Source organism: Shewanella sp. SG41-4 (assembly GCF_014164505.1).
Classification (GTDB): Bacteria; Pseudomonadota; Gammaproteobacteria; order Enterobacterales; family Shewanellaceae; genus Shewanella.
On record NZ_JACJFI010000416.1, the window covers coordinates 1 to 2,539 of the forward strand.

The 2,539-nt window shown below is 36.9% G+C and carries 3 protein-coding genes; 2 read left to right on the top strand and 1 reads right to left on the bottom strand.

Annotation, left to right across the window (positions count from 1 at the left end):
- Positions 1 to 170: 170 nt before the first annotated feature.
- Positions 171 to 635: an HPP family protein gene (locus H5202_RS20470; RefSeq protein ID WP_182773687.1), complete on the bottom strand. Its 465-nt coding sequence runs from the start codon at positions 633 to 635 to the stop codon at positions 171 to 173.
- Between the two features lie 135 nt (positions 636 to 770).
- Here H5202_RS20470 and H5202_RS20475 point away from each other — a divergent pair, with 135 nt between their 5' ends.
- On the top strand, positions 771 to 1,187 hold the full coding sequence (locus H5202_RS20475) for a VOC family protein (RefSeq protein ID WP_182773688.1): 417 nt from the start codon (positions 771 to 773) through the stop codon (positions 1,185 to 1,187).
- 292 nt (positions 1,188 to 1,479) lie between these two features.
- Positions 1,480 to 1,767: a hypothetical protein gene (locus H5202_RS20480; RefSeq protein ID WP_182773689.1), complete on the top strand. Its 288-nt coding sequence runs from the start codon at positions 1,480 to 1,482 to the stop codon at positions 1,765 to 1,767.
- The last annotated feature ends 772 nt before the right edge of the window (positions 1,768 to 2,539 follow it).

Genomic DNA, 2,539 nt, shown 5'->3' on the forward strand with positions numbered 1-2,539 from the left:
TATTGAGATTCATCTAAAACATCTAGCCCTACTAAAAGATCATAAGACATAAAACCTGATTTTCATTATGTATAACAGGTGTTTATCAGTGTAAATAATTTGAAAATTTTACACATTCATCATTAGCTAAGCTCAATAATTACAAAGTATTAGCCGAACATCCCAATTTTCTAGCCTACGATCGGATTAAATATTCTTTTTTTTCTCAAACGATTATAAAGATGTGCAACCACCACGATTGATAACGCTCCGACCAATACCGGATTAATCAGGAAAAACCAAGTTTGATGAGTCATCATTACTAGAATTGGATTAGCTCCTGCTGGTGGATGGGTCGTTTTTGTCATTAGCATGATAAATATCCCAAGACCTGTTGCTATGCCTAAAGTGATTGGAGTTACACCAAAAGAATATAAAAAAACAAGTCCTACTAATGTGGTAATGAGGTGACCAAAAATCACATTTTTTGCACGAGCTAATGGGCTTTCTGGCACTCCAAAAACTAAAACAGCGGTGGCACCAAACGGTGCCATTAACCATAGATCTTTACTAGTTAACACTTGCAGATAAGCCAGGAAAGTTATAATAATTGTTGCTCCAAAACCTGACAGCAATTCGGATTTTATTCTGTTCATCACTAAATTTATATCTCATTTTATAAAATAGTAATACTAACAAAAGTAGACAGAGTTGTATACTTTTGTTAATGTAGATTCAAATTAGCCTTGTGCAAATAGGGGCGAAATAGCTTTGAATAGGGGGGATTTATTATGTTCAGTCATATTACTGTCGGAACAAATGATTTACTTAAATCGAAACACTTCTACAGTGCTATTTTGTTACCTTTAGGATATATACAGCGTGAAGTAATACCTGACGGCGGTCCTAAAGCATGTTGTTGGTTAAGTAAAGAATCGACACTGCCCAGATTTTATATTTATGAACCATTTAATAAGCAAGTTGCAACACCGGGAAATGGTGCAATGGTTTCTTTCTTAGCTGCTGATATTGTTTCAGTTAACAAGTCGTATGCTGCCGGCCTACAAAATGGTGGTGTTGATGAAGGAGCTCCTAATGAAAGAACTCACTATGGTGTAGGCTACTATGGCGCATATCTTCGCGATCCGGATGGAAATAAGATTCATATTGTTTTCCGAGGCGATTTATTAAGCCCAACAATCGATTAATTAAATACGGTTGTGATGTGGGAGAATAAACTTATTCATAATAAGGTTTTCTGCTTCTATTGCCACATTTAGCCTCGGCCCTGCAACCATTTCTATTACAACTTGTTGATGAATTAGGGGAAGAACAAGGAGCCACATTAATGGACTGAGGGCAGCTTGACTGACTCGGATATACCTTGATTATTGTTCCTGTAAAGTATTGAAACTTATTCTTATTTCGAAAAGTAGAATAGCAAATATCAAACAGCTATTCCTTTTTTACAATGTATTATGCGTTTAAAGGCAATCACTCATGAAAAATGAAGAACGAAAGAACGTAATAGAAATTAGTTGGGCTTTGCATAGTTCTATCGAAAATAGTTATCTTAATAATTTGGCAATACAAGGTGATGATAACTGGCTAGAGAAGCAGCGAATTCTATTAGCTGATATGGCGATCCATTTGTTACAAACTGCAATAAAGCCGGGGGATATTGAAATCGGTAGATTAAAAAGTAATCTACATTCAATTTTAACAATCTCAGATCAGTTTTTGCCAGAATTAAACCTTAAAAAATCAATAGATCATTTTTACACTTGAACGTCTAAGAAAATAAACAAGTACAAAATACTGAATGACGTTAGATAGACAAACACATTTAGCTGCTTAAGGTCGCGCAGGACGGCAGGGCAACCGCATGAGTGCACATTTTTTGAACACTATTAGTGATTTCAATACTGAATCACTTCCAATAATTCATTAGGTTATAAAGTACTGAACAAATAGAGTTCTAAAAACATACTTATCTGTATGAAAAATGTTCACGTTCTCGTCTTTCGCAGGAGGGTACGCTTATAACTGTGCTCTTCCAGCAGTATTTGACCGATACGGGATCCTACCTTTTTAACTAAAGTGTAAACAAAGTATGATCTGAGTAAGTATTTTTCCTCAAGAAACTAATTAATGTAACTGTTTGAATTATAATACTTTGACAGAATTCTAACGGGTTGCAAGATAGTTTATCTTACGAACAATCAAATATGAATGGTTCTGCTTGCTTGGAACAGCGCTTTTACGCTAAGCACCCAAGGTAGAAGCCGGATGCGTTAGTAGCGCAAGTCTGGATCTGTGCGGGGGGGTGAGCAGTAATGCTCATTCCTACCGCGACCGGATAAAGCAGCGAGTTAGACAATGTAACGATATTCTGCTTTTGCCGAATGGGAACTGAATCGGGAGCTACGATGTTGGGTGCAGGTTCAACTGTGCCGTTTGGTGAGACTAAAGGCCATTGTTTCCCTATGCGGAAATTACTACCGACAGTGCAAGAGTGGCTGTGACGTCGTTCGGTATTTTAGGGTATCCATGTTGGTTA

Coding starts and splice junctions, on each gene's coding strand:
- H5202_RS20470 (WP_182773687.1), bottom strand. CDS start 635: ATGAACAGAATAAAATCCGAATTGCTGTCAGGTTTTGGAGCAACAATT.
- H5202_RS20475 (WP_182773688.1), top strand. CDS start 771: ATGTTCAGTCATATTACTGTCGGAACAAATGATTTACTTAAATCGAAA.
- H5202_RS20480 (WP_182773689.1), top strand. CDS start 1,480: ATGAAAAATGAAGAACGAAAGAACGTAATAGAAATTAGTTGGGCTTTG.